Genomic DNA, 24,492 nt, shown 5'->3' with positions numbered 1-24,492 from the left:
TTATTCTTCCGGTACTCTCAGCCCCAGTAGGTATTAACCACTGGGATTTGCTCCCGGACAAAAGTCCTTTACAACCCGAAGGCCTTCTTCAGACACGCGGCATGGCTGGATCAGGCTTGCGCCCATTGTCCAAAATTCCCCACTGCTGCCTCCCGTAGGAGTCTGGGCCGTGTCTCAGTCCCAGTGTGGCGGATCATCCTCTCAGACCCGCTACTGATCGACGCCTTGGTGAGCCTTTACCTCACCAACTAGCTAATCAGACATCGGCTGCTCGTATAACGTGAGGCCTTGCGGTCCCCCACTTTCCCCCTCAGGGCGTATGCGGTATTAATCCGGCTTTCGCCGAGCTATCCCCCATTACACGGTACATTCCGATGCATTACTCACCCGTTCGCCACTCGTCAGCGGTGCAAGCACCCTGTTACCGTTCGACTTGCATGTGTAAAGCATGCCGCCAGCGTTCAATCTGAGCCAGGATCAAACTCTTCAGTTCAATTCCAAGCAAATTTTCTGGCACGCAAGATCAAAGAAACATCGAGACATTTCTCGTCTTGCAGTGCAAGTGTTTGGTCATCGACCGAGCACTTACACCTATCGGTTATTCGTTCTGTTAAAGATCAGTGCAGTCGCTGCGTTTCGTTTCCGTCGCTGCGTTGTCTGCTGAGGAGGCGAACTATACGTCACGCCCCCTCACCCGTCAACACCTTTCACCACAAAAACCGCAACAAAAGCGGGTCACACACCCCAAACCATTGATACAGCAATAGATATCCATAGAGGGTATTGAATACCCCCCCATCACACCCGCGAAACACCTAGCAAAACGGGCCGGAGAGAGACTCCGACCCGTCGGCACTTTCCTGCATTCCATCCGCGCATCACAGCACGACAGGCATTTTCTCCAAGGCTTTCACCAACTCGACCTCAACCAGGCACCAGTCACTTCCCTTATCCATCACCTTGCCGAGAGATAGTTGGAAGTGCTTTCCTTTGGCCGTCATATAAAATTCTTTGCCGTGCACATATAAGGAGAGGGGCAGCAGCAGCGCATTGATGACCTTGCCTGCCTTCTGACACGGCACGAATAGCGCGATGTGGCCAGCCAGCCATACCTGCTCCGGAGGCAGAGTGGGGTCTATCAGGCGGACATCAGTAGGCCGCAGCGATGCCGCCACTGGTCGACGACTCAGGGTTTCAAGCCCCAGATAGATCTGATCCGGCGAAGTGCGCTTTACTCGCCGCACCACGCCCAGGCTCCAGCTATCGACGGACTTCTCCCGGAAACCAACCAAGGCCCCCAGGCCTACCCATTCATTCCCCATCGCCTTTAAGGTCACGCCCAGGCCGGTCTGGCTGATATTGTCGACATCCCAGCGCGAGAACTCCTCTTTCAATGGAGGCACCGCGGCTTCGCCGCCGACATTAATCGACAAAGGCACGCCTTTATCTCTTTTTCTGGTGGTGACAAACCCATAGATGCGGATATTGGCCGCATCGTCGAAGCCGCCTTCTTCCGACGGCTCCTGCTGCTTGGCTTCGTCCAAAGCCCGAATCAAGCGGTGCAGCACCGGCAGGCGATAAGCAACTTCTATGCTTTGACCAGAAACCGGCACACGCTCCGCGCGCTCAAATCGCATTTGCTGCGGTGACCATTCCCGCATCAACAAGCGCAAGGCATTGGCATCAATCCCCGGCTCCATCAGCCGCTTGATCTCGGGCGGTACCCTGCCCGCATCCAGCACAATGCTCCAGCCGTGCAGGATCTCAACCAGGTCGGCCGTCCCCCAATAACGCGCGGCCTCATCCACCAAGCCGCCACTCACCCGAGCGGCGGAGTGCGGGCCATTCAGCGACACGCCGAAACTGGAATGATCCGAATACACTCTCGATAAAGACATGCGGTTGCTCAATACCTGCAGCAACTGATAAGCGAAATGCAGTTGTCGACCGCTGAGATTCCCGCCGCTCAATACGGCAAGCATATGCAGAATCAGAAACTGATCTTGCACCGTCGTCGCCGGACGGCCATCACCAAATAAAAACACGGGAACGGAGTCACAGCCATGGTGCTCCGCAAACCAATACAATTGGTTAACACCCAGCCAAAAAGCAGGCTCCGGGTTAAAGTTTCGCACCCAATGCCAGCGCGCATGCTCGCCTAGATAAGACATCATCCGGGACAACACGATAGGCAGCAGGGTCAGCACTTTGGAGCCCTCCACCGAATCGGCGTCAACTGTCAGCACATGCTGATAACTATCGATAAAGCATTTTCCATATGCCAGTATCTGATTTCTCAGCTGCGCTTCCAGCGCCTTGGGCATCCGCGTATTCAATAGATATTGCGCGCACAGACTCTCATGCAGAGGCTCGGTCTCTTGGTTTAGCGCTAGCAGCGCTTCGACGCGGTCCACTGTAATATTGTGCCAATCCAATTCCAACGGCGTCAGCAAAGCCACCACGCGCTCATGCGCGGCTGCGCCATACTCCTGCTTCAAGGCTGCGACAAACTCCCTGGCCGCCTCGGCATTGGCCAGTGGATCCGAACGCCCCTTGGCCCCTCTTGAAAAAAAATCCAGCATAGCCGCCCACTCTCAAGACAATGTCAGCACACCCAGATCACAACGCGAAACAGCTTGAACGCTACATCCATTTATAGCAAGCATCAAGCCAGACCGCAGGCGGCCGGACAAAGAAAAAGCGCCCATGACAGGCGCCTTCGAAATCCGGAATAAAACGACGGATGGCTTAGATAGCCAGAGCTTCCAGCGCCTTGCCGCTGGAAATCCACTCCTGAACCCAAACCGGTTTGCGACCGCGGCCGGTCCAAGTCAGTTCCGGGCTGGCCGGGTGGCGATACTTGGCTTCCACCGGCTTGCGCACGCCGCCGGTTTTGCCCAGCACTTCTTCCACGCTCAGGCCATAGGCGCGAGCCAGTTCGATGATCTGCTTCTTGGCTTTGGACTTTTCTTCGCTTTCGCGGCGCTTGATTTCAGCTTCGACGTCGGCGCGCAAAGCCACCAGCTGGGTAAAATCCAATTTCGACAGTTCCATTAGCATGTTCCCAAATATATTTTTTAAGAGTAGTGGTGCATTACAGATGGTAATGTAGCCAAGCCATTCCCATCAAGTCAAGGAAGCGCAACAGAAATCAGCAATTAATTTGCCGCGTCTTCATTCAGCGAATAGGGCAGTTCCAGTTGCTGCAACTTTATAGTGCAAGCTTCATCGGCATAAATGCCATCCTCCCATGCCTGGAATTGAACAACGACCAAGCCTTGATAACACTCGGCGGCCACCTGGCAGACCGCCGCAATCATGCCAATCGATTGTCCCGCAACGCCTGGGCTAAAAAGCTTGGTCCCTACCGGCGCAAATTGCTGGAATGAAACCTTGAACAGGCGGCGCTTCATTTTTCCCAGATATTGGGAACGCGCGACGATTTCCTGCCCCGGATAGCAGCCCTTCTTGAAACTTACCCCGCCAATCAATTCCATATTCGCCATTTGCGGCACAAACTGTTCTTGCGTTGACAAAGTCAGCCATGGAATGCCGGCATCAATATCGCGCCAGCCCCAAACTTCCGAAGAGATCAGCGCGCTCGACTGCAGCAACTTCTCACCGATAGCCGCGCCCTCGGCTTCCGCCGCCAGCATGAAGCCCGCTCCGGGCAGGGCGATCAAGCGTCCCGACGGCGTAGGCAGCACGCCGCGCGGCGTCACCGCCGCCACCAAGGCCGGGTCCAGACCCAAGGCTTCCGCCGCGACCATGCCGCCAACTCCGACCAAGACCAGATCGTCGGCAATGGATACCTTGACCTTGGAGCGCAGCACGAACATGCTCAGCCGCTTGACCACGAAGTCGGCCAAATCCGCAGAAACCGCCAAGTAAAAGACACCCTGGCTGCGCCAAGCCAGAAAGCTGGCCAGCATCCGCCCTTTGGCCGAAGAGTAGCTGCTGTATTGAGCACGGCTTTCATCAGCCAGCTCGCGCACATCGCTGGAAAGTTGCCCTTGCAAAAAGGCTTCGGCATCCTCTCCCGCCACCTGAATGACTTTACGATCATCCAGAATCGCCAGCGCGGCGCCGGCTTTCAGCGCTTCCAGTTGACTGATACGGGCATTTAATTCGCCAGCGGCATTATTCGCCAGTTCCGCTCGCTCGCTCAACGCAAGCTTCCAATCCAGATTCATTTAATCCACCTTAAAAACGCGGGCTTGTCCGCATTGGCAATGATTGAAATTTTAACGCGCCCCCATCCACGTCGCCACTCGGGATTTGCCGCCCTCAAGGGCCGGCAAGCACCGCCATAGCGCCATCTGCGATTTTCCGCCGCCAAGTGTTGACAGCCAAGCGGGCTGAAGCTATAGTTCGCCCTCACTCAAATCCCTGATAGCTCAGTTGGTAGAGCGACGGACTGTTAATCCGCAGGTCGCAGGTTCGAGCCCTGCTCGGGGAGCCAATACGGCTTCGTTTGAGAATTGCTGGTTTTTTATTCCCTGATAGCTCAGTTGGTAGAGCGACGGACTGTTAATCCGCAGGTCGCAGGTTCGAGCCCTGCTCGGGGAGCCAAAAAACAAGCGCATGATGATCCCTGATAGCTCAGTTGGTAGAGCGACGGACTGTTAATCCGCAGGTCGCAGGTTCGAGCCCTGCTCGGGGAGCCAGATTTTTAAAAGCCACAATCGCCAGATTGTGGCTTTTTCCGTTTCAGCTTCCGCCTTACAATCGGTGCACCCACCTACTTGGAATAATAATGATTTCCAGACCGATTGCCTTTGCCGGCGGCGCCATTCTGCTCTGGGCCTCGCTGGCGACGCTTGGCGCCCAGACCCGCTCCCTGCCCCCTTTCTTTGTCGTCGGCATGTGCCTGTTGATCGGCAGCCTGCTCAGCATTCGCCGCTACCGTGACTGGAAAGTTCCGCCACGTACCTTGCTGGTCGGCGTATATGGCTTGTTTGGCTATCACTTCCTGCTCTTCTTCGCGTTCAGGCACGCACCGGCCATGGAGGCCAATCTGCTGAATTACCTATGGCCACTGCTGATCGTCATGCTGTCGCCCATCCTGTTACCCGGCACCGTGCTACACGGCCGCCACATCCTGGCCGGCATCCTGGGTTTCTGCGGAGCCGCGCTGATCGTCAGCGGTGGCAAGTTCGCGCTGTCCGGCGCTCATCTCGGTGGTTATTTACTGGCCATCGCCGCCGCCATCGTATGGTCGACATTCAGCCTGCTGACCCGTCGCCTGCCCAGCTTCCCAAATAGCGCGGTCGGCGGTTTCTGCCTGCTGTCTGGCTTGCTGTCCCTGTTGTGCCACAGCCTGTTCGAACCCAGCGTCGCCCCAAGCCAGACGCAATGGCTGTCCTTGATCCTGCTCGGCATCGGCCCCATGGGCGGCGCTTTCTTTTTATGGGACCGCGCGCTGAAGGAAGGCGATCCGCGGCAGATCGGGTCCTTGTCCTATGCCACGCCGCTGCTATCCACCCTGCTGCTGATAGGCAGTGGACAAGGTCAGCTCAATGCCGTTGCCGCCAGCGCCATTGTCTTGATCCTGGGCGGCGCCTTATTAGGCAGCCTGCCAAGCCGCGCCGTTTCCACCGCATGATGGTTTGCGGCTATAGAGAAACGGCAGGCTGATGCCTTATAATACTTAACGCTATTTAAACAGAGGTTAACCATGTCCATTATCAAAGAATTCAAAGAATTTGCCATGAAAGGCAATGTCATCGATCTGGCGGTCGGCGTGGTCATTGGCGGCGCCTTTGGTTCCATTGTCAAATCGCTGGTCGACGATGTAATCATGCCGCCCATCGGCCTATTGATCGGCAACGTCGATTTTTCCAATCTGTTCTTCGTACTGAAAGAGGGCAGCAAGCAGGCCGGCCCCTACGTATCGGTCGCGGCCGCCAAGCAAGCCGGCGCGGTCACCTTGAATATCGGCCTGTTCATCAATGCCATGGTCAGCTTCACCATCGTCGCCTTCGCCATTTTCATGCTGGTCAAGGCCATCAACCGGCTGAAACGGGAAGAACCCGCCGCCGCGCCGGCTCCCGCCACCAAGGAATGCCCGTTCTGCGCGTCCAGCATTCCGGAAAAAGCTTCCCGCTGTCCGCAGTGCACATCGCAGCTGCAGTGAGACGATTGCCGCGAACCCCCGCCTGATTTACAATCGCCGGGTTCTGGGGGAGTAGCCTCGGCGCGGATGACAGCGCCGGCATGCATCAACACACTTGGCCGCCACGGCCATGGTGCATGCGACGAAGACTTCCGTTTGGCAAGACCCATGACATGTCTGCGCAACGCGGGGCTGCGGCGCAGGCTTGTCATGGCGTATGCGCAGCCCCCGGAGTCCTCATGGAAGCCTTTCTCATTTCTACCGGCATCGTTGCCCTGGCTGAAATCGGCGACAAGACCCAATTGTTGGCGCTGATGCTGGCTGGCCGTTACCGCAAGCCCACCCCTATCATCCTTGGTATTTTCGTCGCCACCCTGTTCAACCATTTCGCCGCCGCCGCGGTTGGACACTGGCTGATGAGCAAGATTGGCCCGGACATCATGCGCTGGGGCCTGGGGCTTTCCTTCCTGGCCATGGCCGGCTGGATGCTGATTCCCGACAAGCTGGACGAAGACAGTCGCTTGCTGGAGCGCTTCGGTGTGTTCGGCACTACCTGTATCGCTTTCTTCATTGCAGAGATGGGCGACAAAACCCAACTGGCCACCGTGGCCCTGTCCGCGCGCTTTCCCGAGGCCTTGCTGCTGGTGGTGGCCGGCACCACGCTGGGCATGATGCTGGCCAATGTCCCCGCCGTGCTACTTGGCGAGGTGGCCGCCAAGAAGCTGCCGCAAAAGCTGGTGCACACCGTAGCGGCCTTGTTGTTCGCGGGCCTGGGCGTCATCACCCTGCTGACCCCGCTGCAGCTCTGAGAGCTGGCATGGAAATAAAAACGGAGGCCGCGGCCTCCGTTTTTTTATCCTACCCGATATCTCAGTGCCGTCCCGCGCCCTGTCCCAGCGACTGCAGCAATTGCTCCGGATTGAAGCCCAGGCGGAAACCGCCCCAGTGCTTGCCGGACAAGATGATGGGCAGTACCACTTCCGACAGTACTTCGCCGGTGTCGCGCGTATAGGTTTGCAACAGGAAGGACTGGGTACTGCGCGCCGCGCGCAAACCGGCCACATCCGAGAACTTACGCTTATCGCGGCTATTGATCAGATCCTTGTCCGGATCGCCGCTCAGGGGCTGGCTGTACCAGCTATTGTGAGTGGGCGCATAACCATTGGTATCCACCGCCAGACAGAACACGCCGCCTGGCACCGATTTGGCCGCGCGATCGTACACCGGCTGCATCAGCTTCTCCAGCTTGGCATCGTACTGAGTGCGGAATTTAGCCGGCTTGCTGCCCGGAATGGCCTGGTAGTTTTGATCGAACAAGGGCACGCCCAGGCCCTGTTGGGCTTCCATCATCGTTTGCAGCTCATCGCGCGCGCCGCGGGCCGCCTGCATGATCTGGTCGAACTCGCCCTCGCCCAGAATGAAGCGCGCCACCAGCTGCTGCACCTGCTCCGCCGCACCGGACAGCTTGGTGGCCGAGTCCTCGGTGTGATTCAGGCGGTCGGTCACTTTGTGGCCCAATTCATGGATTTCCGCCACATGCAGATTGACCTGGCCGTTGGCGGCGACGAATTCCGACATGGTGACCGCGATCTGGCTAAGACTGCTGGCGGTGCTTTCAAAATCCCCCATCATCTTGCTGAAGTGATCGGACGCTTTTGACACGATTTCACGCGCCGACTTGGTGTCCTCGGTGATCTGGGCGGTCTCCACCTGAGTTTCCGACACCAGTCCCAGCATACCGTCGATATTGTGCGAGATCTCGTCGGTGGCCTGTTTGACCCGCTCGGCCAGCTTGCGCACCTCGTCGGCCACCACGGCGAAGCCACGCCCGGTTTCGCCGGCTCGCGCCGCTTCGATCGCCGCGTTCAACGCCAACAGATTGGTCTGCTCGGACACGTCCTTGATCAGGTCGACTATGGTCTTGATGCTGGAAGAACGCTGACTCAGGTCATCCACCGTATGGTTGAAATGACCCACCTTCAGATTGATGTCGTAAATGCTCTCCGCCACTGATTTCAGTTCGGCATAGGACTCGCGCGCCACTTCCAGATTGGCCAGCGTGGTCGCCGAAATCGCCTGGGTCTGATCGGTGACCTGGCCCACGCCCTCGGTGCTCTGATCGCTGGCGGCACGGACTTGGGTCGCCAATTGGTCCTGCTTGCGCGCGCCCTCCAGAGACTCCACCACGTTCTTGCGGGTGCGCGCTGAATCCATTGCAATCCGCACCGTCATCAGCCGAACATTGCTGATGATCTCGCGCATCTTCAGCAGAAAGCGGTTATAGGACAGCGATAGCTCGCGGATTTCGTCATGGGTGATCGTGGGGATGTCCCGGGACAGATCGCCCTCGCCGGCGCCAATCTCATTGAAGATCTGTATGATCATCTTCAATGGCCTGACGATGAGGAAGCGCAGATACCACACCATGAAGGCGATGAAGACAACGCTGACCACCCATAGCGCCAGGGTCCAGAACAAGGCGCCGTCTATGCTGGACTCGATGCCGGCCAGCACTTGCGGCGAGCTGACTTGCCCTTTCAACGACCCCCGTATGTTTTCCAGCACGTAGTAGACATAAGCCACCATGCCCAGCTGAAACAGGCTAATGAAAAAGAAACTGCACAACTTCTTGGTCAACGTATCCCAAAAAGTCTTTTCCACCAGGGTATACACGCGCCAGAACCACTGCATGACATCTCCTCTTGCTCCGCAATCCTTGTTCAGCAACGGGAGCTCGCCGGAACCTGCCCACCCTCGCTCACCGCTGTCGCTTGGAATTATTGTTGTTTATCGACTTCAACCCGCCATCGTAAACGACGACGCGCTTATTGTCGCACTAGTCGGTGGACTATTGATTACCATCAAACCAGTAATGTCAATGTATTACAAATCCCCTGACTTGTGTTGCCTTCTCCACACCATCCAATACTCGCTGCCACCGAATACCGGCACGCCATCCGCCTGCTGCCGCTGACACTCCAACGTAAAAGCCGGCTCCAATAAAGCCCGCAGCGCCGGCATGCTCAAGCCGAACGGCGGGCCGCGTTGCGTGTCGGCAATGAAGAACACGCCAGCCAACACGCCTCCGGGCTTTAACAGCCGCGCCATTTTGCTGGCGTAATCGGCATGCAGCCGCGGCGGCAACGCGCACAGAAACGCCCGTTCAAACACCGCATCAAAGGGCTTGTCCTCCGCCAGCGCGAAATAATCCGCCTGCCGGATAGAAGCTGCGGCCTGCGGCCATTGGGCCTGGGCGATAGCCACCGCCGCCTCGCTGAAATCGACGGCCAGCACCTGATGGCCACAATCCAGCAGCAGCGGCAGATCCCCGGCGCTGCCACAGCCGGGAATCAAGACTCGCCCCTGCGGTAGGCGCTGGAAAAAATCCAGCTCCGCGGCGCTCATGCGCGCCCCTTCCCAGGGGGTGACGCCATCGCGATAGCGCACATCCCAAAATCCGGTCAAAGAGCTGTCCTGAGCCATAAGCCCTCTCCTCAGTTGCTGTCCGTTTCCGCCTGCTCGCGCAAGAACGCGGCCACTTGCGCCGGTCCCCAGCCGGCGCAGTCGCGCTGACGGGCCGCCTCCTCTCCGCGCCGCCACCACAAGCAGTCCCCATCCATGCGAAACAGCCAGGGCAGGCAGGGAACGCTCATCCACTCACCATCATCACGCGGGTGGAGCTGCGGCAGGCAGGCGAACACCGCGGCTATCTTCAGACCGCGCTGACGCAGCGGCAGTTGCTGCCACACCAGCTCCCGCTCCTCCTCATCCATGAAGCACCACTGCGAGATCTCGTCGAAGCTACGCGCGCAACCACGGCAGATATCGTCGCCAACCGCGGTGGAACACACGGCGATGCAAGGAGAATCAGGCCGCTTCGCGCTCATGCCCCACCCCCTGCAACAATAATGTCATATTTCTTGACGCACCAAACTAAAGTGTCAGATAAATGAATAGTCATAAAAATAAAATACCATCTGTCATGATCCGCAACGAGACCTTGATTTTCCGCACCCTACGCCTGCTGCAGACCATGCATGTTCAATATTTGGAGGAGCGCAGGCTGTTTTTGGCGCTGACGCGCGAATCGGGCGGCGAGTATAGCGCCGCCGATGTGCATGAGCACCTAGTCTACATGCAGCAAAACGGCCTGCTCAAACCGATACGCACCGCCGACAACCATACCGCCTATGCGCTGGATTGGGGCGGCTACGATTACCTTGACGCGTCCTGAGTACGCTCAAACCCCGCGTCGCCAAGAGCTAGCCCTAATACAAAAGGCAGCCTGGCGGCTGCCTTGAACGGGCGGGGCATCTCCACTCCGGCATTGGATCACAGATAATCGCGCATCCGGAAATAAGCCATGCCCAACACCAGCGCCGGCGTGCGCAGCCATTTGCCGCCGGGGAAGTCATTATGGCGAATCCTGCCGAAAAGATCGAAGCGCGAAGCATCGCCGGCCACCGCCTCCGCCACCACCTTGCCGGCCAAGCCAGTGATATTGACGCCGTGGCCGGAGAAACCCTGCAAGTAATAGATATTGCCGTCCAGCCGCCCGAAGTCCGGCGCCCGGTTCACCGTGATATCGCAATACCCGCCCCAGGCGTAATCGATCTTGGCATCGGCCAACTGCGGGAACACCCGCAGCATATCGTCGCGCATGCCGGCGGCGAGATTGGCCGGCTCACGCCCGGAATAGCTGACCTTGCCGCCGAACAAGAGCCGGTGATCGGCGGACAGGCGATAGTAATCCAGCACAAAGTTGGTGTCGCACACCGCCATATCGTTGGCGATCAAGGCCGCGGCCCTCTCCTTCCCCAAAGGCTCGGTGGCGATCACATAAGTGCCGGCCGGCATGATCTTGCGCTCCAGCTCCGGCACCAGCGCGCCGATATAGGAATTGCAGGCCAGCACCACTTGGCCGCAGTTGACTACGCCGCGCTCGGTCGCCACTTGCGGTCGCGCCCCTCGCGTCAGCCGCAATGCCGGGCTTTGCTCATAAATGGCGACGCCGGCCTCGCGCGCGGCGCGGGCCAGGCCCAGCGTGTAGTTCAATGGATGCAGATGACCCGAGCGCGGATCGAACAAACCGCCCTGATAGCGCTCGCTGGCCAGCCGTGCGCCCAGCTCCGCCTTGCCCCACAGCTGCATGCCGCCATAGCCGTAGACTTGTTCCGCCTCGCGCTGCCAATCCTCCAGCTCCCGCATATGCCGCGGCTTCACCGCCACGCTGACATAGCCGCGACGCCAGTCGCAATCGATGCGGTGCCGGCTGACGCGCTGCTCGATGATTTCCACCGCCTCCACCGACATGTCCCACATCTGCCTGGCCAGGCCATCGCCTAGCTGCGCGCTCAAGGTGTCGATGCCGCAGGCGTAGCCGGCAATCACTTGCCCGCCGTTGCGCCCGGATGCGCCAAAGCCGATGCTCGCGCCTTCCAGCAGCGCCACCGAAAAACCGCGCTCGCGCAAATTCAGCGCCGCCGACAGCCCAGCCAGCCCGCCGCCCACCACGCAGACATCGCAATCGACACTCCCCTGCAACGCCGCTCCGGGCTCCCAGGGCAGAGCGGTGGCGGCGTAATAGGATGGAGCGTGAGCCTGATGGGCAAAGCTAAGCATGAAGACCTCTCAATGAAAACAGGAATGGCGGCCAAAGCCGGGCGGATCAAACGCCTCGGGGAAGAGAAGAAAAAGCGGATGCCATGCGGCATCCGCTGCGGCGCGTGCGTGGGCGCTAGCGCGTCAACACCACCGGCACATCCTGGCGCCAGCTGACGAAGACCGGATCTCCCCAGGTCGGCGCGGTTTCCGCCGCATCGTACCAGCGCGACGAAGGCACCACCGATTTGACGACCTTGCCGCTGGCCAGTTTCACGTGATAGATGGAATAGCTGCCCAGATAGGCGATATCCTCCACCACGCCGGCGGCGGTGTTCGGCCCCGCTGGCAGCGGCTTCACGTCAAGCCTCACATCCTCGGGACGAATGCTGGCCCAGACATGCATGCCCTTGGGGCCGGTGATGCCGTGATCCACGCGGATGTCTCCGCCCAGTTCCTGCGAGCGGATCTCCACCAGATCCGGCTCATCCACCACCACCGCGCCCTCGAAGATATTGCTCTCGCCGATGAATTCCGCGGTGAAGCGACAGTTGGGGTAGTCATAGATTTCCGATGGCGTGCCCACTTGCAGCAGGCAGCCTTCGCTCATGATGCCGATGCGGCTGGCCATGGTCATCGCCTCTTCCTGATCATGGGTGACCATGATGCAGGTCACGCCCACCTGTTCGATGGTATTGGCCAGCTCCAGCTGGGTCTGCTGGCGCAGCTTCTTGTCCAGCGCCCCCAATGGCTCATCCAGCAGCAGCAGCTTGGGCCGCTTCACCAGGCTGCGCGCCAGCGCCACCCGCTGCTGCTGGCCGCCGGACAGCTGGTGCGGCTTGCGGTTGGCGTATTTGCGCATCTGCACCAGGTCCAGCATCTTGCCCACCCGCTCGGCGATCTCGTCCCGCGGCACCTTGTCCTGCTTCAGGCCAAACGCCACATTCTGCTCCACCGTCATGTGCGGAAACAGCGCATAGCTCTGGAACATCATATTGACCGGCCGCTCATACGGCTGCAGCCCCTGCATGTCCTCGCCGTCCAGGATGATGCGGCCCGAAGTCGGCGTTTCCATGCCGGCCAGCATGCGCAGCAAGGTGGACTTGCCGCAGCCGGAGCTGCCGAGCAGCGCGAAGATTTCATTCTTGCGGATATCCAGGTCGACATGGTCCACCGCCACATGGTCGCCGAATTTCTTCAGCACGCCGGCAATGCGCAGATAGGCTTTGTCGTCGGAACGGGCATTGGCGGCCTGGAGACTCTGGGCGGCCACGGCGGCCTGGGCCGGCTTGGCGGCAACAGCTTGCGTCATGATGGGCTTCCTCTCTTGCGATCTTGCAGCGGCGGGAGCCGGCTGCGGCTGCCTGTGACACTTTTATATAGGTTGTCACGGCAGCGGTCGATTCCTTGCTTGAAATCGCGCCGGTCCAGACCGACGCGCTGACGGGCCTGATGCCCGGCGTCTAAGAGCCTGCTCAAAGTCTCGCGAGCAAGAGCGAGACAAGGCGTTGCGGCTGAGAAAGCGGAATGTACACACGGTACATGAGCATTTCGAAGTCGTTTTCAACGCCGTATCGCCGAAGCACAGCAGACTATGAACAGGTTCTAAGGACCGCCGGGCGGGCCCGCCGCAAGCGCGCGCGGCCATGCCGCCGCAGCCATGCCTGTTGCCAACATGATGTCTCCTCTGTATGGCCGCCATCCGCGCGGCTCGGCGGCCGCGGCGCCGGCAAGCGCCTTTGTCGTTTTAGTCCTGTCTAGAAGACTATGTCACGTTTAATAAATTTGACAACATCTAGCTCCAGCGCCATCAGAAAATCATCACAGCTGTGGCGCGCGCACATCACCCCGCCAAGCCTGTCAAACAAAGAACGCCTCTGCCGAGCCGCTTGCGTCCAGCGGCAGCACCTGATTCGGAATTGTTTAATTCGTCAAACACCCATCCTGTCCACGCGGCTCAGAAACCCGTCATGGCGCTTGCCGGCTACCCAGCAAGCGCCGCCACGCTCTAGAATGAATTGACGCCGCGCAAGGCCAGAACCGAGGAGCTCCGCCATGCCCTATGCCGTAATCGCCGGACACGATGTCTATTACGAAATGAGCGGCCAGGGCTCCCAGGTGCTGGCGCTGTTCAACGGCATCACCATGTCCACCGCCGCCTGGGCCTTGCTGCAGCCGCAGCTGGAGCCCCATTTCCAGCTGCTGCGCTTCGACTTCCTGGGCCAGGGACAAAGCGACCATCCCGGCGGGGACAAATATCCGCTGAGCGAACAGGCCGATCTTGCCGCCGGTCTGTTGAATCATTTGGGCATAGATCAGGTCTATCTGACTGGCTTGTCTTACGGCGGCATGGTGGCGCAGCATTTCGCGCACCGTCATCCGCAACGCGTGTCGCGGCTGTTGCTGGCCGCCACGCTGGCGTGGGCCGACAGCGTCAATAACCGCATCAGCGACAGCTGGCTGGCAGCAAATCTCAGCGGCGGCCTGGACTTGCGTTACGCCGTCAGCGTGCCCTGGCTGTTTTCCAGCCGCTTCCTCGCCAGCAACGCCGCCCTGCTTGACGATATGAAGTTGATCGCCGGCATGGTGGACTGGGATGCGGTGATCCGGCTGATCGCGGGCGTCGCCGATCATGACGCGCGCACCTGGCTACACGAGCTGACCATGCCCTGCCATATACTGGTTGGCGACGAGGACCGCCTGACGCCGCTATATCAAGCCGAGCTATTACACGAGCGCCTGCCCGGCGCGCAGCTGGAAATCCTGCCGGGCGTCGCCCATGTGTTGCACATCGAGGCGGCCGACGCGTTTGTCCGCAGCATCATCCGTTTCGGCCAAGGCTGAAACCTCCACCATCAGAACAAGGAAAACCCAATGACCGCCGAGTCCGTTTTGCTTGCCGTTGACCCCAAGGGAATCGCCACCATCACCCTCAACCGCGCCGAACGACTGAACGCGCTGGACGATAGCGGCGTCAGTTTGCTCACCGCCATGCTGGAAACCCTGGCCGAGGATGCCAGCGTGCGCGCCGTGGTGCTGACCGGCAACGGCATCAGTTTCTCCGCCGGCCACGACATCGACTGGATGCGGCGCATGGCCGAGTTCGGCCGCGAGGAGCTGGAACGCCATGCCCGGCTGCTGGCCAGGCTGCTGCGCACGCTGGACACCCTGCCCAAACCCACCATCGCCAAGATCCAGGGCTCGGCCTTCGGTCTGGGCGCCGGGCTGGTCGCCTGCTGCGACGTGTCCATCGCCGCTTCGGAAGCCTTGTTCAGCTTTTCCGACGTCAAGCTGGGCGTGATCCCGGCGCTGGTGGCGCCCTACATGGTGCGCGCCATCGGCGAACGCGCCACCCGCCGCTACTTCATGACCGCGGAGCGCTTCAACGCCGGCAAGGCCAAGCGCCTGGGGCTGGTGCATCAGGTGGTGGAAGGAGACGAACTGGACATGGCGGTGGACTTCCTGATCAATCACCTGCTGATCAACAGCCCGGCCGCGATGCTGGAAGCCAAGCGGTTGCTGGCCGACATCGCCGGCCAGGAGGTCAGCGAGGCCACGGTGGAAACCTGCATCCAGCGCATCGTCGCCGTTCGCCTGAGCGAGGAAGGCCGCGAGGGGGTGCAGGCCATGCTGGAAAAACGCAAGCCTTCGTGGATGGATTGAAGCCGCACTGACACGCAGGCCAGCGCGGCTGGCCCTGCCGCGCCATGGATGCGACAATGCGGCCAACTTCACCGCATTGTTGCCGCCATGTCCAATCACAGCTTCTTCTGGCACGACTACGAAACCTTCGGCGCCGTGCCGCGTCAAGACCGCCCATCGCAGTTCGCCGGTATTCGCACCGATGCCGACCTCAATGAAATCGGCGAACCGGTGATGCTCTACTGCCGACCGGCGCCCGATTACCTGCCCACCCCGGTGGCCTGCCTGCTGACCGGCATTACCCCGCAATGGTGTTTGCAACACGGCGTGGCCGAGCACGAATTCGCCGGCGTGATCGAACGCGAACTGGCGACGCCGGGTACCATAGGCGTCGGTTATAACTCCATCCGCTTCGACGATGAAGTCACCCGCTTCCTGTTCTGGCGCAATCTGATCGATCCCTATGCGCGCGAATGGCAAAACCAGTGCGGCCGCTGGGATCTGCTGGACCTGGTGCGCGCCACCTTCGCGCTGCGCCCGGAGGGCATTCAATGGCCGCAACACGAGGATGGCCGCCCCAGCTTCAAGCTGGAACACCTGAGCGCCGCCAACGGCCTGGCGCACGAAGCCGCCCACGACGCCTTGTCCGACGTGCGCGCCACCATCGCGCTGGCGCGCCTGATCAAACAGCGCCAGCCCAAGTTGTTCGACTTCTATCTATCGCTGCGCAAGAAGGACGCGGTCAAGGTCCAGCTCAGCCTGCACGATCCCAAGCCGGCGCTGCACATCTCCGGCATGTACGGCGCCGAGCGCGGCAATATGGCGGTGGTGTGGCCGCTGGCGGCGCATCCCTACAATGCCAATGAAGTGATCGTCTGGGACCTGGCCCACGATCCGCGCGAACTGCAAGGCCTGGGACCGGACGCCATCCGCCAGCGCCTATACACCCGCAGCGAGGACTTGCCGGAAGGCGTGCAGCGCTTGCCGCTGAAGACAGTGCACATCAACAAATCGCCGTTCGTGGTCGCCAATCTCAAGGTGCTGAGTCCGGAGCGCGCCGCGCATTGGAGCATGGACATGGACGCGATCCAGCGCCATGCCGATTACGCGCGCGCGCTGCCGGAACTGACACCGATCTGGCGCCAGGTCTACAAGCGCGAAGCCGGGGACGTCCGCGATGTCGATGAGAACCTCTACGGCGGCTTTGTTTCCAATAATGACCGCAAGGTGCTGACCAAGCTGCGCCGGATGTCGGCCGATCAGCTCAGCGGCGAGATGGCCTTTTTCGAAGACGCGCAACTGGCCGAGCTGCTGTTCCGCTACCGGGCGCGCAATTTTCCGCGCTCGCTATCTGGTGAGGAACAACAGCGCTGGCAAGCCTGGCGCCAAACCAAGCTGAACGGCGAAGCGGGACGCGGCTTCCCGCAGTTCCGCCAGGAGCTGGCTGAGGCCCGCGCCGGCGAGCTTGACGCCAAGGCCCAGCACATCCTGGAGCAGTTGGAAGCCTACGCTGCTCAGCTGTAAGAACCTGTTTACGATCTCGCGAGCTAGAGCGAGACAAGGCGAAAACAGCTGAGAAAGCGGAATGTACGTGTGGTACATGAGCATTTCGAAGCTGTTTTCAACGCCGTATCGCCGACGCGCAGCAGATCGTAAACAGGTTCTAAGAGCCTGTTCAACGCCAGCCACGACGAAACCAGGCCTTGCGGCCGCCAGCGTGAAATGCTCGGCTGCGGGCCGAGCATTTCAAAAACCAATGCGCGCGGCGGACTTTGGGCAGGTTCTCACAACCGGCGCACATAGCGCCTGGCAACGAGCAAGGCCGCCAAACTCAGAACCACGATCAGCGCCATGGCCAAGACACATGCGCCCTCGTAGGCCCAGTAGCCGGACATCGCCATCTCCTCAAACCAGGCCGGTCTGGCGCATACGCTCCAGACCGAAGGCACTGATCCGGTAATTGAACAATAAGCGCCCATCCTCGGCGCGCCAGCGCTCGCTCAGTGCCACAACCAGGCCGCTGGCGCTCAAATCGGCCAGATTGGCTCGCACCATGCCCAGCCAATAAGCGTCCTCCGGCTTGCGGTATTCGCGGCAGATGCGGCCGGCCAGTTCGATATCCCACAAGCCAGGCTGCCTGGCCAAGGCCTGCAGGATAAAACCCTTGATATGGATCTTCATGCCCCCTCCTCCACCAGGCGCACCGCGCCAACGTTGCGCTCGCTGTCCGACACCATGACAAAGCCGCCGGCAATCACCAGCGCGAGGCCGATCAGGAAATACCACTCGGGAAAATTCAAGGTGAACGCGGCGGTGAACAGCGTGGCGAACATCGCGTAGAACGCGCCTATCGCCTGGCCGCGCCCCACGCCTATCAGCGGAAACGATTTGTACCAGGCCACCGCGCAGAAAGCGAAGCTGAGCGCGCCCACCGCCAGATAGAGCAGCGGCCGCCACGCCCACAGCTCGCCGGCCAGGCGGTACACCGGCAGCGGCGTCAGCCAGGCCAGGCCCGGCAGGATCAGCAACACCCAGTACAGCGCCTCGGCGAGATAGCGTATCGTCACTCCGCAATCGGGGTCGGTCACATCCATCGCCCGCCCGACGATGGCGCCTTCCATGCCCCAACCCAGCGCCGCCAGCGCGCCGCCCAGATACCCCAGCCAGCGCGCGCCGCCCTCCGTGTCCAATTCGCCCAGCAAGGCCGGCAGATAGATGGCGACGCCGCCCAATACGATCACCGCGATGCCCAGCGCCGCGCGGCGGCCTATCCGCTCGCGGTACCACAGCCGCGCCAGCGTCGCGCCCACCACCGGATACAACAAGCCGGCCACCGCGGCGAACACCGCGCCCACATAGCCCATGGCCAGGTAGGAACCGAAATTGGCCAGCAAGCCGCCCATTACCGCCGCCAGGAAATACCATTTGGAAATGCCGCCAAACCGCCATAGCGTGCGAAAGAAGTCGGCCAGCTTGCCCAAGGCCGCCAGCCAGAACAATTGAAACACCACCACCAGGCAGGCATGAAAGGCGGTCAGCACCGCCGCCGCCATCAGGAAGTTCGCCGGCGAGCCCTGGCTCAGGCCGGATAGCGGCGTCTCGTGCCAGATCGCGGTGCCCGGCACATACCACGCGCCCCACAATACCGCCGCCCATAAGGCCCAGCCATAACCCCAGCGGGTCCGGCGGCGCAGATACTGCTGTCTGTGCATGCTGCTCATAGCGGTCAGCTCCTGGTTTCGGACGCCGCAGAGCAACACGCGGCGCCTATTCTTGGTTCGAACGCAACAAGACGACATTCATCGGCCTTGCCAGACTAGGCCTAAAAATTACCACAAGTTAATTTTTTTACCAATAGTAAATAAAATTTACACTGACCATGAAAAAAGCCAGCCGACAAACGGCTGGCTTACGTGACTGCGGAGTACTGCTCAGCGCGGGCCCAAGGCTCCGATCAGACGGCAGAGCACGCCGCCTTCATCTCGCTGCGCCACCAGGGACAGGGCCAGAGGCAGGGTCTTGCCGCCTTCGCCATGCCACAGCACATCCAATTGCGCGCGACTGGAAATATTGAAAATCGCCTCCAGGCTATCCAACCAGCGCTGCCGCGACGCGGCGCGCAAGCCGTCCAGAAAGCGCTGCTCCGCCACCTCTTCCTGGGGCGCGCCGAACAATAGCGTCGCGGCCAGCGGCGACAGCCGCAGCCGCCCGGCGGCGAGATCCCATTCCCAGCTGGCCATGCCGATGGACTGCAACGCCAGTTCGCTGCGCTGCCCGGCCGCTTCCAACACGCGGCGCGCCTCGCGGCGCTCGGCCACCTCCTCCACCACCGCGATCAGATGCCAGGGCTCGCCGCTCACGGGATGCCGGCTCAGCGAGGCGCTGACATTCACCCAGACATGGCCGCCCTGTTTGCGCAGCAGGCGCTTCTCCAGCGAAAAATGGGCGATCTCCCCGCTCAACAACTGATCCAGCCGCAGCAGATTGTCCTCCAGGTCCTCCGGATGAGTCAGTTGCTGGAAGCTCAAGCCCTCCATCTCCGTCGGCGCATAACCCACCATGTCCGCCAGCCGGCGGTTCACCTTCTGCCAGCGCCCGTCCAGGTCCAAATGCGCCAGACCCAGAGCCGCCTGCTCGAAAATCTCGCGGAAGCGTTCCTCGCTTTCACTGAAGGCCACCGCGGCCTGGCGACTGTCGGTCACGTCCCGGGTCGCGCCTATCATCGCCTCCGCCCGCCCCTCGCCGTACAGCACCTCGCCCTCTTCGTGAATATGGCGGCGGCGGCCATCCGGCAACAGAATGCTGTATTCCACCCGGTAAGGCTGGCGCTCGCCTATCGCCCGCCGGATGGCGGCATCGATGCGCTCGCGGTCCTCCGGCACCATGGCGGCGAAGTAGCGCTCCATCGTCACCTTGAAGGCTTGCGGCTGCCAGCCGAAAATCCGGTAGGCCTCGTCCGACCAGATGCAATCGTCCTTGCCCACGTCCCAGAACCAGCTGCCCAGATGGGCGATGGACTGCGCCTTGTCCAGGATGGCCTGGTTCTGGCGCAAGGCCTGCTCCGCCAGGCAGCGCTGGGTGATGTCGAAGCTGACGCCTATCATCTTCACCGGCCGGCGGTCGGCATCCAGCACGCAGGTGGCGCGCGATGCGATCCAGCGCGTGTCGCCCGCCGGCCAGCGCACGCGGAACTCCGCCTCGTAAGCGGCGCCGGAACGCAGGCATTCCTCCTGCCGCGCCCGCAAGGCCGGCGCGTCGGCAGGTTCCAGCGCGGCCCAGAAATCATTCAGCAGGCGCAGCGGGCGGCCAAACAATTGCTCGGCATTGGCGGAATAGGCCACCGCATCGGTCAGGATGTTCCACTCCCAAGTGACGATGCCGGACACATTCTGCGCGAACTTCATTCGCGCTTCGTTTTCCATGATCTCCGCCAGATGCTTGCGTCGTATTTCGGTCAGTTGCTCATCGCTGCCCGCCGCCGTGGCCAGATCCAGCACCGCCTGCTCGCCATAGCGCAGCCAGACCCAGTTGACCCCGAGAAAATCCGCCAACACCCGCAGCTTGCGATATTCGATTTCGCCACCGCGCGTCCATTTGTGCACGGCGGCGGACGACACGCCCAAGGCCTCCGCCACTTGTTTGAGCATGATGCGCTTGCGCCCCAGCACTTCTTTCAGGCGAAGGGCGAAAGTTTCATCCCCGGCGGCTACAGCGGCTTGACTGACTTGGTTTGGCAACACGGAACTGGTCGCGGCGGCTGGCCGCGCCTCCTGGCTAGTTGGACGCATGACGATGATGGCGCGGCGACGCGCCCAAGCCGCAACCCCGCGGCCGTCAGCCGGCATGTTAACCCAGGGTGGAAAAATCCCGAAGCGGACCATTGCCCTCGATACCGGCAAGCCGGCATCGGCCTCCATCCCGGCTTGACCATAGCTGATATAGCCAAAGCAAATAGATTCGTCATAACCATAGCCGTTTCCGGATTGCAGCTCGCGGTAAAGCAACACTACAATTAAACCAAAGGTAAATTAATTTACCAATGGTTAATTACATTAACTGCATCCGAAAGAACAAGCATGATCCACACTCAGCTCTTCATCGATGGCCAATGGCGCGACGCCGCCAAGCGGCAAACCCGCCAGATTCTCAATCCCTGCGACGAAACCGTGATCGCGCTTGCCGCCGATGGCGACCGCCGCGACGCCCAGGACGCCATCGCCGCCGCGCGCGCCGCCTTCGACACCGGCTCCTGGCGCGGCAGCACTCCGCGCCAGCGCAGCCGCCTGCTGCTGGACATCGCCCAGTTGCTGGAACGCGACAGCGAAGACCTGGCCGCGCTGGAAACCTTGAACACCGGCAAGACCCTGGCCGAAAGCCGCACCGATATGGGCGATGTCGCCGCCACCTTCCGCTATTTCGCCGGCCTGGTGGCCACCGACAGCGGCCAGACCAACGCCGCGCCCGAACACATAATCAGCCGCACCCTGCATGAACCGGTGGGCGTCTGCGGCCTGATCACGCCCTGGAATTACCCCTTGCTGCAAGCGGCGTGGAAGATCGCGCCAGCGCTGGGCGCCGGCAACTGCGTGGTGCTCAAGCCCAGCAGCCTGACCCCGCTGAGCAGCTGGCGCTTCACCCAATTGCTGACCGAGCTGGACCTGCCTCCCGGCGTGTTCAACCTGGTCAGCGGCGGCGCCGAGGTGGGCGCCGAACTGGCGGAGCACGCCGACATTGACCTGGTGTCCTTCACCGGCGGCGCCCAGGCCGGGGCCAGCATCATGCGCGCCGCCAGCGGCAACTTCAAACGCATAGGGCTGGAGCTGGGCGGTAAAAACCCGAACATCGTCTGCGCCGACGCCGACCTCGACACCGCCGTCGACTACGCGCTGAACGCCGCCTTCTTCCACGCCGGCCAGGTCTGCTCCGCCGGTTCGCGGCTGCTGTTGCAGGAAGAGATTCATGACGAGTTCGTGCGCCGGCTGGCGGAACGGCTACCGCGCATCGTCATCGGCCCCGGCCAGCTGCCGGACAGCCAGATGGGACCGGTTCAATCCGCCCAGCAGCACGACAAGATCCTGAGCCTGATCGCCGCCGGGGTGAAGGAAGGCGCCCGCCTGGTCTACGGCGGCGGCCGTCCGGACGGCGAGCGCTACCGCAACGGTCATTGGCTGCAGCCGACGCTGCTGGCCGGTGTCCACGCCGACATGCTCATCGCCAAAGAGGAGATTTTCGGCCCGGTCATTACCGTGGAACGCTTCCACGACGAGGCCGAGGCGCTGCGTCTCGCCAACGGCACGCCATACGGCCTGGCGGCGGCGGTGTGGACGCGGGATCTGGAGCGCGCCAGCCGCATGAGTCGCGCGCTGCGCTTCGGCACCGTCTGGGTCAACGACTATCACCCCTACTTCCCGGAAGCGCCATGGGGCGGCTTCAAGTCCAGCGGCATCGGCCGCGAGCTGTCGCGCATCGGCCTGGACGAATACACCGAGCTCAAGCACAGCTACATCAATCTGGCGCCCAAGCCCATGGGCTGGTTTGGCGCTTGAGCGCCGCTTCGCCCGATCCCGCCTTCGTTCACGTCCGAGGAGAGTCAAGATGAGCACCACTCAGGAATACGACTACATCATCGTCGGCGCTGGTTCCGCCGGCGGCGTGCTGGCGGCGCGGCTGAGCGAGGACAGCGATGTCCGCGTGCTGCTGCTGGAGGCCGGCGGGCCGGACTGGCGGCTGGACTGGCGCACCCAGATGCCGGCGGCGCTGGCCTATCCCTTGCAAGGCAGCACCTACAACTGGGCCTATCTGACCGAGCCGGAGCCGCATATGGGCGGGCGCCGCATGGCGCAGGCGCGCGGCAAGGGCCTGGGCGGCTCCTCGCTGATCAATGGCATGGTCTATATCCGCGGCAATGCGCTGGACTACCAGGGCTGGGCCGAGCTGCCCGGCCTGGGCGACTGGAGCTATGCCGACTGCCTGCCCTATTTCCGCAAGGCGGAAAGCTACGACAAGGGCGCCAACGACTATCACGGTGACGATGGGCCGCTGCATGTCACCACGCCCAAGGCCGGCATCAGCCCCTTGTTCGAAGCCTTCATCCAGGCCGGCGAACAAGCCGGCCACGGCCGCACCGACGATCTGAACGGCTATCGCCAGGAGGGCTTCGGCCCCATGGACCGCACCACCACCGCTAAAGGACGGCGCTGCAGCGTGTCGCTGGCTTATCTGGACAGCGCTCGCGACCGCGCCAATCTCTCGGTGCAAACCCGGGCGCTGGCGGACCGCATCCTGTTCGACGGCGCGCGCGCCACCGGCGTGCAATACCTTCAGGGCGAGCGCAGCCACCAGGCCCGCGCCTTGCGCGAAGTCATCGTCTGCAACGGCGCGGTGGCCTCGCCGCAGCTGCTGCTGCGCTCCGGCGTCGGCGACGCCGCCGAACTCGGCCGCCACGAAATCGCCATCGTCGCCCACCTGCCCGGCGTCGGCGCCAATCTGCAGGACCACCTGGAAATGTATCTGCAATACGAATGCCGGCAGCCGGTGTCGCTGTACCCGTCCCTGCGCTGGTGGAACAAGGCCCGCATCGGCGCTCAATGGTATCTGGACGGCAGCGGCGTCGGCGCCAGCAATCACTTCGAGGCCGGCGGCTTCATCCGCAGCGGCGAACACTTCGCCTATCCCAATCTGCAATACCACTTCCTGCCGCTGGCGGTGAATTACGACGGCAGCCACGCCGTCAAGATGCATGGTTTCCAGTGCCACGTCGGCTCGATGCGCTCGCCCAGCACTGGCCACGTCAAGCTGGCCAGCCGCGATCCGCGCGCCAAACCCTTGCTGCAATTCAACTATATGGCGCACGACACCGACTGGCGCGAATTCCGCGCCGCGGTGCGGCTGACGCGGGACATCATCGGCCAGGACGCGCTCGCATCCTTCCGCGGCCGGGAAATCCAGCCGGGCGCCGCGGTGCGCAGCGATCAGGAGATCGACCGCTTCGTCCAAACCCACGCCGAAACCGCGCTGCATCCGTCCGGCAGCTGCAAGATGGGCGCCGCCGACGACCCGATGGCGGTGGTGGATCATCAAGGCCGGGTACACGGCGTGTCCGGCCTGCGCGTGGTGGACGCGTCCATCATGCCGCGCATCGTCACCGGCAATCTGAACGCGCCCACCATCATGATCGCCGAGAAAATCGCGGATCACATTCGCCGGCGGCCGCCATTGCCACGCTCCAGCGCGCCCTTCCACCAGGCCGCCGCCGCGTCGCCAGCGCTGTCCTTGTAGCGCCCCCCTATCCCAGGAGCCGCCGCCATGTACGATTTCATCGGCCTGATTGGAGTCATCAGCTACCTGACCGCCTATGTCGGCCATCAATTGCTGGGCCTGCGCACATCGGACCCGCGCTATTTCGTCCTCAATCTGCTCGGCCCGGTCTGCATCCTGGTTTCCTTGTCCAACCACTTCAACCTGGCCTCCTTCGTCAACCAGTGCATGTGGTTCCTGATCACCCTGGGCGGCTGGTGGCGCGCCAGCCGGCAACGGACGCTGCCGGCGCCGGAGTCCGGCTCCTGAACCTTGGGTGGACTGTCCGGGCATGGGCCGCTTATGCGACAATCCGATGATTGAACCGCAAGACCCGC

The 24,492-nt window shown here is 61.6% G+C and carries 21 protein-coding genes, 3 tRNA genes, 1 rRNA gene and 1 riboswitch; of the genes, 13 read left to right on the top strand and 12 right to left on the bottom strand.

Translation table 11 applies throughout. The features are described from left to right. The 4 genes from VI26_RS15275 to VI26_RS15260 all read right to left on the bottom strand — a co-directional run. A 16S ribosomal RNA gene (locus VI26_RS15275) occupies positions 1 to 493 on the bottom strand; the annotation flags it as partial. 385 nt (positions 494 to 878) lie between these two features. Then, the gene (locus tag VI26_RS15270; RefSeq protein ID WP_048410598.1) at positions 879 to 2,582 is read right to left on the bottom strand and encodes a hypothetical protein; all 1,704 of its coding nucleotides are present in this window, start codon (positions 2,580 to 2,582) and stop codon (positions 879 to 881) included. A gap of 166 nt (positions 2,583 to 2,748) precedes the next feature. After that, a complete protein-coding gene (locus VI26_RS15265) occupies positions 2,749 to 3,054 on the bottom strand; it encodes an H-NS family nucleoid-associated regulatory protein (protein ID WP_048410597.1) in 306 nt (101 codons plus the stop codon). Between the two features lie 104 nt (positions 3,055 to 3,158). Next, entirely contained in the window at positions 3,159 to 4,193 is a 1,035-nt protein-coding gene (locus VI26_RS15260) for a folate-binding protein YgfZ (protein WP_048410596.1), read from the bottom strand. A gap of 193 nt (positions 4,194 to 4,386) precedes the next feature. On the opposite strand from VI26_RS15260, the gene VI26_RS15255 reads away from it, so the two are divergent. The 6 genes from VI26_RS15255 (at position 4,387) to VI26_RS15230 (ending at position 6,924) form a co-directional block, all read left to right on the top strand. After that, a tRNA-Asn gene (locus VI26_RS15255) sits at positions 4,387 to 4,462 on the top strand. A gap of 34 nt (positions 4,463 to 4,496) precedes the next feature. Next, a tRNA-Asn gene (locus VI26_RS15250) sits at positions 4,497 to 4,572 on the top strand. A gap of 19 nt (positions 4,573 to 4,591) precedes the next feature. Beyond that, positions 4,592 to 4,667, top strand: a tRNA-Asn gene (locus VI26_RS15245). 89 nt (positions 4,668 to 4,756) lie between these two features. Continuing rightward, positions 4,757 to 5,605 (top strand): DMT family transporter, encoded by an 849-nt coding sequence (locus tag VI26_RS15240; protein WP_048410595.1) that lies wholly within the window; start codon positions 4,757 to 4,759, stop codon positions 5,603 to 5,605. Between the two features lie 72 nt (positions 5,606 to 5,677). Further along, the gene (mscL, locus tag VI26_RS15235; RefSeq protein ID WP_048410594.1) at positions 5,678 to 6,136 is read left to right on the top strand and encodes a large conductance mechanosensitive channel protein MscL; all 459 of its coding nucleotides are present in this window, start codon (positions 5,678 to 5,680) and stop codon (positions 6,134 to 6,136) included. Positions 6,137 to 6,170: 34 nt separating this feature from the next. Beyond that, a riboswitch (yybP-ykoY riboswitch) is annotated at positions 6,171 to 6,345 on the top strand. 9 nt (positions 6,346 to 6,354) lie between these two features. Continuing rightward, positions 6,355 to 6,924: a TMEM165/GDT1 family protein gene (locus VI26_RS15230; RefSeq protein ID WP_048410593.1), complete on the top strand. Its 570-nt coding sequence runs from the start codon at positions 6,355 to 6,357 to the stop codon at positions 6,922 to 6,924. 61 nt (positions 6,925 to 6,985) lie between these two features. On the opposite strand, the gene VI26_RS15225 is transcribed toward VI26_RS15230, so the two are convergent. The 3 genes from VI26_RS15225 to VI26_RS15215 all read right to left on the bottom strand — a co-directional run bounded on the left by VI26_RS15225 (position 6,986) and on the right by VI26_RS15215 (position 10,002). After that, on the bottom strand, positions 6,986 to 8,806 hold the full coding sequence (locus tag VI26_RS15225) for a methyl-accepting chemotaxis protein (RefSeq protein ID WP_048410592.1): 1,821 nt from the start codon (positions 8,804 to 8,806) through the stop codon (positions 6,986 to 6,988). A 192-nt stretch (positions 8,807 to 8,998) separates the two neighbouring features. Beyond that, positions 8,999 to 9,580, bottom strand: a complete 582-nt coding sequence (locus tag VI26_RS15220) for a methyltransferase domain-containing protein (protein WP_197081489.1) — start codon at positions 9,578 to 9,580, stop codon at positions 8,999 to 9,001. Between the two features lie 29 nt (positions 9,581 to 9,609). Next, complete coding sequence (locus VI26_RS15215) at positions 9,610 to 10,002, bottom strand: DUF1289 domain-containing protein (RefSeq protein WP_048410590.1); 393 nt, start codon at positions 10,000 to 10,002, stop codon at positions 9,610 to 9,612. 95 nt (positions 10,003 to 10,097) lie between these two features. Between VI26_RS15215 and VI26_RS15210 the strand changes: the two genes are divergently transcribed. Beyond that, positions 10,098 to 10,349 carry a hypothetical protein gene (locus tag VI26_RS15210; RefSeq protein WP_048410589.1) on the top strand — a complete coding sequence of 84 codons (252 nt, stop codon included), beginning with the start codon at positions 10,098 to 10,100 and terminating at the stop codon, positions 10,347 to 10,349. 98 nt (positions 10,350 to 10,447) lie between these two features. Here VI26_RS15210 and VI26_RS15205 read toward each other — a convergent pair whose 3' ends face one another. Both VI26_RS15205 and VI26_RS15200 read right to left on the bottom strand, forming a co-directional pair. Beyond that, complete coding sequence (locus VI26_RS15205; protein WP_048410588.1) at positions 10,448 to 11,737, bottom strand: FAD-binding oxidoreductase; 1,290 nt, start codon at positions 11,735 to 11,737, stop codon at positions 10,448 to 10,450. 115 nt (positions 11,738 to 11,852) lie between these two features. Then, a complete protein-coding gene (locus tag VI26_RS15200; protein WP_082151096.1) occupies positions 11,853 to 13,028 on the bottom strand; it encodes an ABC transporter ATP-binding protein in 1,176 nt (391 codons plus the stop codon). Positions 13,029 to 13,771: 743 nt separating this feature from the next. On the opposite strand from VI26_RS15200, the gene VI26_RS15195 reads away from it, so the two are divergent. The 3 genes from VI26_RS15195 to sbcB all read left to right on the top strand — a co-directional run bounded on the left by VI26_RS15195 (position 13,772) and on the right by sbcB (position 16,882). Continuing rightward, positions 13,772 to 14,560, top strand: a complete 789-nt coding sequence (locus tag VI26_RS15195) for an alpha/beta fold hydrolase (RefSeq protein WP_048410587.1) — start codon at positions 13,772 to 13,774, stop codon at positions 14,558 to 14,560. Positions 14,561 to 14,590: 30 nt separating this feature from the next. Beyond that, a complete protein-coding gene (locus tag VI26_RS15190) occupies positions 14,591 to 15,379 on the top strand; it encodes an enoyl-CoA hydratase-related protein (protein ID WP_048410586.1) in 789 nt (262 codons plus the stop codon). Between the two features lie 87 nt (positions 15,380 to 15,466). Further along, positions 15,467 to 16,882: an exodeoxyribonuclease I gene (gene sbcB / locus VI26_RS15185; RefSeq protein WP_048410585.1), complete on the top strand. Its 1,416-nt coding sequence runs from the start codon at positions 15,467 to 15,469 to the stop codon at positions 16,880 to 16,882. A gap of 381 nt (positions 16,883 to 17,263) precedes the next feature. Here the strand turns inward: sbcB and VI26_RS15180 are convergent, their stop codons facing one another. From VI26_RS15180 to VI26_RS24830, 3 genes are all read right to left on the bottom strand, one after another. Then, positions 17,264 to 17,539, bottom strand: a complete 276-nt coding sequence (locus tag VI26_RS15180) for a hypothetical protein (protein WP_048410584.1) — start codon at positions 17,537 to 17,539, stop codon at positions 17,264 to 17,266. After that, positions 17,536 to 18,579 carry a DMT family transporter gene (locus VI26_RS15175; protein WP_048410583.1) on the bottom strand — a complete coding sequence of 348 codons (1,044 nt, stop codon included), beginning with the start codon at positions 18,577 to 18,579 and terminating at the stop codon, positions 17,536 to 17,538. Before VI26_RS15175 ends, VI26_RS15180 begins: the two co-directional genes overlap by 4 nt. Before the next feature lie 210 nt (positions 18,580 to 18,789). Then, a complete protein-coding gene (locus tag VI26_RS24830) occupies positions 18,790 to 20,505 on the bottom strand; it encodes a PAS domain-containing protein (protein ID WP_197081488.1) in 1,716 nt (571 codons plus the stop codon). 429 nt (positions 20,506 to 20,934) lie between these two features. Between VI26_RS24830 and VI26_RS15165 the strand changes: the two genes are divergently transcribed. The 3 genes from VI26_RS15165 to VI26_RS15155 are packed head-to-tail and all read left to right on the top strand — an operon-like array spanning position 20,935 to position 24,424. Beyond that, complete coding sequence (locus tag VI26_RS15165; RefSeq protein ID WP_048410582.1) at positions 20,935 to 22,404, top strand: aldehyde dehydrogenase family protein; 1,470 nt, start codon at positions 20,935 to 20,937, stop codon at positions 22,402 to 22,404. A 49-nt stretch (positions 22,405 to 22,453) separates the two neighbouring features. Then, the gene (gene betA, locus VI26_RS15160) at positions 22,454 to 24,136 is read left to right on the top strand and encodes a choline dehydrogenase (RefSeq protein WP_048410581.1); all 1,683 of its coding nucleotides are present in this window, start codon (positions 22,454 to 22,456) and stop codon (positions 24,134 to 24,136) included. Positions 24,137 to 24,163: 27 nt separating this feature from the next. Then, entirely contained in the window at positions 24,164 to 24,424 is a 261-nt protein-coding gene (locus tag VI26_RS15155) for a hypothetical protein (RefSeq protein ID WP_048410580.1), read from the top strand. Positions 24,425 to 24,492: the final 68 nt, after the last annotated feature.

The sequence above is a fragment of the Chromobacterium sp. LK1 genome (genome assembly GCF_001043555.1).
Lineage (GTDB): Bacteria > Pseudomonadota > Gammaproteobacteria > Burkholderiales > Chromobacteriaceae > Chromobacterium > Chromobacterium aquaticum.
Note: the sequence above shows the minus strand (reverse complement) of the source record. Positions and strands in the feature narration are given on the sequence as shown.

Bases quoted from the DNA above. Each gene is read 5' to 3' on its own strand.
- VI26_RS15180 (WP_048410584.1), bottom strand. From the start codon at position 17,539: ATGAAGATCCATATCAAGGGTTTTATCCTGCAGGCCTTGGCCAGGCAG.
- sbcB (WP_048410585.1), top strand. From the start codon at position 15,467: ATGTCCAATCACAGCTTCTTCTGGCACGACTACGAAACCTTCGGCGCC.
- VI26_RS15260 (WP_048410596.1), bottom strand. From the start codon at position 4,193: ATGAATCTGGATTGGAAGCTTGCGTTGAGCGAGCGAGCGGAACTGGCG.
- VI26_RS15240 (WP_048410595.1), top strand. From the start codon at position 4,757: ATGATTTCCAGACCGATTGCCTTTGCCGGCGGCGCCATTCTGCTCTGG.
- VI26_RS15270 (WP_048410598.1), bottom strand. From the start codon at position 2,582: ATGCTGGATTTTTTTTCAAGAGGGGCCAAGGGGCGTTCGGATCCACTG.
- VI26_RS15215 (WP_048410590.1), bottom strand. From the start codon at position 10,002: ATGAGCGCGAAGCGGCCTGATTCTCCTTGCATCGCCGTGTGTTCCACC.
- VI26_RS15210 (WP_048410589.1), top strand. From the start codon at position 10,098: ATGATCCGCAACGAGACCTTGATTTTCCGCACCCTACGCCTGCTGCAG.
- mscL (WP_048410594.1), top strand. From the start codon at position 5,678: ATGTCCATTATCAAAGAATTCAAAGAATTTGCCATGAAAGGCAATGTC.
- VI26_RS15205 (WP_048410588.1), bottom strand. From the start codon at position 11,737: ATGCTTAGCTTTGCCCATCAGGCTCACGCTCCATCCTATTACGCCGCC.
- VI26_RS15165 (WP_048410582.1), top strand. From the start codon at position 20,935: ATGATCCACACTCAGCTCTTCATCGATGGCCAATGGCGCGACGCCGCC.
- VI26_RS15265 (WP_048410597.1), bottom strand. From the start codon at position 3,054: ATGGAACTGTCGAAATTGGATTTTACCCAGCTGGTGGCTTTGCGCGCC.
- VI26_RS15195 (WP_048410587.1), top strand. From the start codon at position 13,772: ATGCCCTATGCCGTAATCGCCGGACACGATGTCTATTACGAAATGAGC.
- VI26_RS15200 (WP_082151096.1), bottom strand. From the start codon at position 13,028: ATGACGCAAGCTGTTGCCGCCAAGCCGGCCCAGGCCGCCGTGGCCGCC.
- VI26_RS15190 (WP_048410586.1), top strand. From the start codon at position 14,591: ATGACCGCCGAGTCCGTTTTGCTTGCCGTTGACCCCAAGGGAATCGCC.
- betA (WP_048410581.1), top strand. From the start codon at position 22,454: ATGAGCACCACTCAGGAATACGACTACATCATCGTCGGCGCTGGTTCC.
- VI26_RS24830 (WP_197081488.1), bottom strand. From the start codon at position 20,505: ATGCTCAAACAAGTGGCGGAGGCCTTGGGCGTGTCGTCCGCCGCCGTG.
- VI26_RS15175 (WP_048410583.1), bottom strand. From the start codon at position 18,579: ATGAGCAGCATGCACAGACAGCAGTATCTGCGCCGCCGGACCCGCTGG.
- VI26_RS15230 (WP_048410593.1), top strand. From the start codon at position 6,355: ATGGAAGCCTTTCTCATTTCTACCGGCATCGTTGCCCTGGCTGAAATC.
- VI26_RS15225 (WP_048410592.1), bottom strand. From the start codon at position 8,806: ATGCAGTGGTTCTGGCGCGTGTATACCCTGGTGGAAAAGACTTTTTGG.
- VI26_RS15155 (WP_048410580.1), top strand. From the start codon at position 24,164: ATGTACGATTTCATCGGCCTGATTGGAGTCATCAGCTACCTGACCGCC.